Below are 6,000 nucleotides of genomic sequence, written 5' to 3' on the forward strand. Positions count from 1 at the left end.
GTTTGCGTTTCGACCGTCCCTTTCCGAAGGCGGGCGCGCCGCGTAACAGTCTCATGACGCTTTCACGACGACCGGACGCGATGACCTCTTCGATCGACGCCGTGCTCCTGTGGGTCGACGGCAGCGACCCCGCCCACCGAGCGCGGCTGGCCCGCGCGATGCGGGAGGCGGGGCGGTCGCCGTCCGGCCGGGACGTCGCCACCGCCCCCACACGCTTCGCGCAGCAGGGCGAGATCTACGTCGCCGTCGCCTCCCTCCTTCGATTCGCGCCGTTCGTGCGGCGCATCCACATCGTCACCGACGCGCAGCGGCCGCCCCTGATCGACGCCTTCACCGAGGCGGGCCTGTGCACGCCGGACCGGATCCGCATCGTGGATCACCGCGAGATCTTCGCCGGCTTCGAGGAGGCGCTGCCGACCTTCAACTCGCGGAGCATCGAGACGATGTGCTGGCGGATCGAGGGGCTGGCGCCGACGTACCTGTACCTGAACGACGACTTCTTCCTCGCCGCGCCGACGACTCCGTCCGATATGTTCGATCCGGCCGGGAGGCTGCGCCTGCAGGGGCGATGGCTGTCCTCGCTGCCCGAGCGCCTGCGCCTGGCCGCGCGGCCGCTGCGCCGGCTGGCCGGTCAGAAGGTGCCGCGACCGAACTACAGGGCCTTCCAGGCCAGGGCGGCCGCGCTTGCCCGATACCGACGACGCTACCTGCGGGTCGATCACCATCCTCACCCAATCCGCCGCCAGACGCTGGCCGACTGGCTGGGTGCGCGGCCTGACCTCCTTCGCGCTCAGATCGCCCCGCGGTTCAGGGATGCCGCGCAGTTTCACGCGATCTCGCTCGCGAACCACCTGGACCTCGCGGCGGGGCGGGCCGTGGTGACGGGGCCGGCGGACTTCGCCTACCTCGCCCCCGGGCGGGAGGACGTGCAGGATGCCTTGCAGCGGGTCGCGCGAGGCGAGGTAGCCAGCGGCTGCGTCCAGAGCCTCGACGTCATGCCGGACGCGGTGGCGGCCGAGGTGACGACGACGCTGGCCGCGGCGATGGGCGAGCACCTGCCCGCCATGATCCGCCGGGCCATGGGATGGCCGGCCGCTCCCCCTCACCCACCCGCGCCGGGACTCACGCCCCCGAGAGGCAGGGGATCCCGGAATTGATCGTCTTGCCGTTGCGGCCTATGTCAGACCGAAAGCGGCGTCCGCCGGACTGCCGCCACCATGATGATGCCCGGGGGCTTCGAACCGTATGCTGACACGACGTCATTTCATCTGGACCTCGGCCATGGCGGTCGCCGCCGGCCGTGCGGCGGCGCAGGACGCCTTGGACGCCGGTCCGCTGGAGCTGGAGGTCACGCCGGGGGGCGGCGCCGTCGCGCCCGCTCCCGAGGCGAACCCCTACGGCCTGCCGATGGACGGCAACCCGCTGTCGCCGACGCTGGTCGACGTGCAGCCCGGTCTCGCGCCGGGCGTGATCCACGTCGATCCCAACCGCTTCCGCCTGTACTGGACGCTGCCCGAGCCGGGCAAGGCGATCCGCTACGCCGTCGGCATCGGCCGCCGCGGCCTGTACGAGAGCGGGACGTTCCGCGTCGGCGCCAAGCAGGAGTGGCCCAGCTGGCGCCCCACCGACGAGATGATCGAGCGCGACCCCGACCACTACGCCCAGTACGCCGACGGCATGCCGGGCGGCCCTGACAACCCCCTTGGGGCGCGTGCGCTGTACCTGTACCGCGGCAACGTCGACAGCTACCTGCGCATTCACGGCACCAACGCGCCGTCGACCATCGGCACAGCGGTGTCGAACGGCTGCGCCCGGCTCACCAACGAGTACATCGTCGACCTCTACCGTCGGGTGCCGATGGACTCGCAGGTGTTTCTCTACAACCGCTTCACCTGAGACGCGACCCGACGGCCACACCGCCGCGGCGATGACGAAGAGGGCTCGGGCGTGTTAACCGCCCGGGCCCTCTTCGTGTGGTAGAGTCCCGCCCAGGACAGGAGGGAGCATCGAACCCATGACAGTCACCCGTCGACATTTCCTCGCCAGCGCCGCGGCCGCCGTCTTCGCTGCGCCCGCCGCGGCGCAGACCGCCGAGCAGCGGGTCGTGCAGATTCCCTACGAATGGTTGCCGACCGACGTCGAGCTGGCCGCCGCGACGCAGCCGGGCGTGATCCACGTCGACCTGGCGAACACCTGGCTGTACTGGATCACCGGCCCGCAGGCGGCGCGGCGCTACAAGATCGCCGTCGGCGCCGCAGGCCGCAACTTCCGCGGGCAGGCGACGATCCGGCGCAAGGCCGAATGGCCCTCCTGGACCCCCACCGCCTCGATGATCCGGGCCGAGCCGCACATCTACGCACAGAGCGCCGGGGGCCTTCCGGGCGGGCATCCGCGCAATCCGCTGGGGGCGCGGGCGCTGTATCTGTATCAGGGCAACCGCGACACGCTGTACCGTATCCACGGCACGCCGCAGCCCTGGACGATGGGGCGCAGCTTCTCGTCCGGGTGCATCCGGATGATCAACGAGCACATGATCGACCTGTACGACCGCGTGCCCATCGGCACCCGCGTCGTCGTCGGGTGAGTTTCGGCCCGGGCGACCGGGCCGCGTTCCTGCAGGCCCGCCTCCGGGCCGAGCCGGTGCCCCACCGGGGCGATCTCCGCCTGCTCGTCGCGCACGACCGCTCGCGCCTGTCCGACCTCGACCGGCTGACCGGGCGGGCGCAGCCCTACCCCTACTGGGCGCACCTCTGGCCGGGGGGTCTGGCGCTGGCGCAGCATCTGGGGCGGGTGCCCGAGATCGTCCGCGGAAAACGGGTTCTGGATCTGGGCGCCGGGACCGGACTCGTCGCGGTCGCGGCGGCACGGGCCGGCGCGGCGGAGGTAACGGCCTCCGACCTCGATCCGATGGCCGAGACGGCGATCTGGCTCAACGCGGGGCTGAACGCGGTCGAGGTGGAGACGGTGGGCGACCTTCTTGGCGGCCCGGCCGGCGAGGCCGAGATGATCCTGGTCGGCGACCTGTTCTACGACGCGCGGATCGGGATGCGGGCGCTGGCCTACCTGCGCCGCTGCCAGCTGGCGGGGGCCGAGGTGCTGATCGGCGATCCCGGCCGCGCGCCCCTGCCGCGGGAGGCGCTGACGGCGGTGGCGACGTACCCGGTGCGCGACGTGGGCGACGATCCGCGCGGACCGGAGCGGACGGCGACGGTGTGGCGCCTGTAGGGTGGGTGAAACCCACCGCGACCGGCCCGACGGTGGGTTTCACCCACCCTGCCCGCCCGGCGAACCGGGCGGGTGGATGGCTGGTTCAGGCCGGCTGCTTCGTCGTCCGCAGGTACGGCAGCACCTTCTTGAAGTCGCCGAACTTGGCCTTGGCGTCGTCGTCCGACAGCGTCGCGGGGATGATGACGTCCTGCCCGACCTGCCAGTTCGCCGGGGTCGCGACGCCCTTGCCCGAGGTCAGCTGCAGCGCGTCCAGCGCCCGCAGCACCTCGGCGAAGTTCCGACCGACCGTCATCGGATAGGTCATCGACAGCTTCAGCTTCTTGTCCGGGCCGACGATGTAGACGACGCGGACCGTCGCGGTGTCGTTCGGCGTGCGGCCATCGGGCAGGTACGCCTCCGCCGGCAGCATGTCGAACGCCTTGGACAGTTCCAGCCCGTTGTCGGCGACGATGGCGAAGTCGGCCTTCGCGCCGCCCGCCGTCTCGATGTCGGCTTTCCACCTCACGTGCTCGTCGACGCCGTCGACGGATACGCCGAGAACCTTGGTGTTCCGCTTGGCCCACTCGTCCGCGAGCTGCGCCACGGCGCCGAACTCGGTGGTGCAGACCGGGGTGAAGTCCTTGGGATGGCTGAAGATGATCGCCCAGCCGTCGCCGATCCAGTCGTGCAGGGCGAAGCTGCCCTGGTCGGTGGTGACGGTGAGGTTCGGAATCTCGTCGTTGATGCGCAGCGCCATGGGGCACCTCCTTTCGTGTCGACTTGGCCCCGATATAGGCGCACCCCCGCCATCGGTGCCAGTGCTCCTGCGGATTTCAGGACATCCGGCCTGCGCACGCTTCCGCCGGGGAACAGGCGGTCTGCTCGCGTGGAGAGGTGCGGAACGCGGCGCCGCCGACTCTACTTCATGTGCAACAGAGCACGCTTCCTGATCGCAGCTGCCTATTCGGCGCGTTCCTGCCGCGCCCTATCTTCAGCGCATCGCAGGAGGATCACACCATGCTGACCCAGATCAACGGCCTTCACCATGTCACCGCGCTCGCCTCGTCGGCGTCCGCGAACAACGCGTTCTTCACCGACACACTCGGCCTGCGCCGCGTCAAGAAGACGGTGAACTTCGACGCGCCCGACGTCTACCACCTCTATTACGGCGACGCCGCCGGCACACCCGGCAGCGTCATGACCTACTTCCCGTTCCGCAACGCGGCCCGCGGCCGGCCCGGCACCGGCGAGACAGGCGTCACCGCCTTCGCCGTACCGACGGGCACGCTGACGGCGTGGTCCGACCGCCTCGCCGGCCGCCAGGTGGCCAATCTCGCGACCGAGAGCCGGTTCGGCGAGGCCCGCCTCGCCTTCGACGGCCCGGACGGGGAACGCCTGGCGCTGGTCGAGGCGGAGGACGATCGCGCCCCCTGGACCCAAGGCGGCGTACCCGAGGAGATGGCCATCCGCGGCTTCCACTCCGTCGGCCTGCGCCTGGCGGACGTCGGGGCGCAGGGCGAACTTCTGCGCTTCATGGGCTACGAGGAGGCCGGGCGCGAGGGCCACGTGACCCGCTTCTTCCTGCCGCGGCACAACGGCGCCGGCGTGGTGGACATCGAGGTCCGCCCGGATCTGCCGCACGCCACACAAAGCGCCGGATCGGTCCACCACGTCGCCTTTGCCGTCGACAACCGGGCCCGACAGCTGGAGGTGCGCGAGGCCCTGGCCGATACCGGCTTCCAGGTGACGCCACCGATCGACCGGGACTACTTCTGGGCGATCTATTTCCGTACGCCCGGCGGCGTGCTGTTCGAGGTGGCCACCGACGAGCCCGGCTTCGCCCGCGACGAGGATCCGGCGCACCTGGGGGAGGCGCTGAAACTGCCGAGCCAGCACGCGCATCTGCGCAGCCGTCTCGAGCGCGAGCTGGAGCCGCTATCGTGACCTACGACGCGGCCCGCACGAGGGGGGCGCCCGGCGCCCCCCTGTTCCTCACCTTCCATGGCACCGGGGGGACCGAACGACAATTCCACGGCCTCGCGGGACAGCTGCGCCCCGGCGCGCATGTCGTCTCCCCCCGCGGCGACGTCAGCGAGAGCGGCGCCCTGCGCTACTTCCGCCGAACCGCAGAGGGCGTCTACGACATGGACGACCTCGGCCGACGGACGGAGGCGATGGCCGACTTCATCGCCGCCGAGCGCGCTGCCGCAGGCGCGGACCGGGTGATCGGCCTCGGCTATTCCAACGGGGCGAACATACTCGCCTCCGTCGCCTTCGCCCGGCCCGAGCTGGTGGACGACCTGATCCTGTTCCACCCGCTGATCCCGTTCGACCCGCCGCCGGCGCCGGGCCTGACCGGCCGGCGGATCCTCGTCACCGCCGGCGAACGCGACCCGATCTGCCCGCCGGGTCTGACGCGCGCCCTCATCGCCCGCCTCCGATCCGGCGGCGCGATCGTCGACGCGCACTGGCACCCGGGCGGGCACGAACTCGTCCCGTCCGAGATCGCGGCGGCCCGGGCTTTCCTGGAGGCCTGAGGGCGGAAGGTGGAAACGCAAAAGCGGCGCCAAGTACTGGCGCCGCTTTTTGCTGATGTGTGTGATTTGGTTGCGGGGGTAGGATTTGAACCTACGACCTTCAGGTTATGAGCCTGACGAGCTACCGGGCTGCTCCACCCCGCGCCAAGTCGGTATCGTTAAGAGAGAGGTTAGCCGTTTCTTATCAGGTCTGGCGGTGACTTACTCTCCCACGTCTTGAGACGCAGTACCATCAGCGCGACGGGTCTTAACTTCC

At 70.6% G+C, this 6,000-nt stretch carries 7 protein-coding genes and 1 tRNA gene; 6 read left to right on the forward strand and 2 right to left on the reverse strand.

Going from position 1 to position 6,000, the window contains the following annotated elements:
* Positions 1-80 precede the first annotated feature (80 nt).
* From A37W_RS21025 to A37W_RS21030, 4 genes are all read left to right on the forward strand, one after another.
* A complete protein-coding gene (locus A37W_RS21025) occupies positions 81-1,157 on the forward strand; it encodes a Stealth CR1 domain-containing protein (protein WP_018302001.1) in 1,077 nt (358 codons plus the stop codon).
* Positions 1,158-1,281: 124 nt separating this feature from the next.
* A complete protein-coding gene (locus A37W_RS0105375; protein ID WP_018302002.1) occupies positions 1,282-1,896 on the forward strand; it encodes a L,D-transpeptidase in 615 nt (204 codons plus the stop codon).
* Between the two features lie 118 nt (positions 1,897-2,014).
* Positions 2,015-2,584, forward strand: coding sequence for a L,D-transpeptidase (locus A37W_RS23535; protein ID WP_018302003.1), 570 nt, complete (start codon positions 2,015-2,017; stop codon positions 2,582-2,584).
* Entirely contained in the window at positions 2,581-3,225 is a 645-nt protein-coding gene (locus tag A37W_RS21030; RefSeq protein WP_018302004.1) for a class I SAM-dependent methyltransferase, read from the forward strand. Before A37W_RS23535 ends, A37W_RS21030 begins: the two co-directional genes overlap by 4 nt.
* Before the next feature lie 85 nt (positions 3,226-3,310).
* Here the strand turns inward: A37W_RS21030 and A37W_RS0105390 are convergent, their stop codons facing one another.
* The gene (locus A37W_RS0105390; protein ID WP_018302005.1) at positions 3,311-3,964 is read right to left on the reverse strand and encodes a peroxiredoxin; all 654 of its coding nucleotides are present in this window, start codon (positions 3,962-3,964) and stop codon (positions 3,311-3,313) included.
* A gap of 260 nt (positions 3,965-4,224) precedes the next feature.
* Here A37W_RS0105390 and A37W_RS0105395 point away from each other — a divergent pair, with 260 nt between their 5' ends.
* Both A37W_RS0105395 and A37W_RS0105400 read left to right on the forward strand, forming a co-directional pair.
* A complete protein-coding gene (locus A37W_RS0105395; RefSeq protein WP_018302006.1) occupies positions 4,225-5,151 on the forward strand; it encodes a ring-cleaving dioxygenase in 927 nt (308 codons plus the stop codon).
* Complete coding sequence (locus A37W_RS0105400; protein ID WP_018302007.1) at positions 5,148-5,744, forward strand: alpha/beta hydrolase; 597 nt, start codon at positions 5,148-5,150, stop codon at positions 5,742-5,744. The genes A37W_RS0105395 and A37W_RS0105400 overlap by 4 nt, the downstream gene beginning before the upstream one ends.
* Positions 5,745-5,811: 67 nt before the next feature.
* Here the strand turns inward: A37W_RS0105400 and A37W_RS0105405 are convergent.
* A tRNA-Met gene (locus A37W_RS0105405) sits at positions 5,812-5,888 on the reverse strand.
* Between the last annotated feature and the right edge of the window lie 112 nt (positions 5,889-6,000).

Source organism: Wenxinia marina DSM 24838 (genome assembly GCF_000379485.1).
Classification (GTDB): domain Bacteria; phylum Pseudomonadota; class Alphaproteobacteria; order Rhodobacterales; family Rhodobacteraceae; genus Wenxinia; species Wenxinia marina.